This window comes from Pseudomonas sp. 22072, assembly GCF_052046095.1.
GTDB lineage: Bacteria > Pseudomonadota > Gammaproteobacteria > Pseudomonadales > Pseudomonadaceae > Aquipseudomonas > Aquipseudomonas paracarnis.
In genome coordinates, this window is sequence record NZ_JBQEQE010000079.1 from 1 (window position 1) to 305 (window position 305).

Genomic DNA, 305 nt, shown 5'->3' on the forward strand with positions numbered 1-305 from the left:
ACTTCCAGTTTTTCGAAGTTGCCGCCGGAAGCGTCGGTGATCTTGACGGTCTGAGTGCTCTTATCGATGAACACGTCATCGCTAGGAGCGGGCACGGTCACAGTGCCAACCGTGTCGCCAGCCTTGATGGTGATCGAAGAGCCGTTATCCAACTTCAGCGTGACGTCGGTACCGGCCTTATTGCTCAAGGTCGCGGTATAGGTGATCTGGCCACCCTCATTCGCTTCGGTCGGAGCTGTCAGCGTTACGGTAGTGGTGTTATCGGTGCCCGGTGTATCAGTAACGGTGGTGTTAACCGGGGTAGT

General features: G+C 56.1%; 1 protein-coding gene. It reads right to left on the reverse strand.

The window, feature by feature from the left end:
• Window positions 1–305 (reverse strand): immunoglobulin-like domain-containing protein (locus tag ACTJLA_RS26870; RefSeq protein WP_440842505.1); only part of this gene is annotated, 305 nt, incomplete at both ends.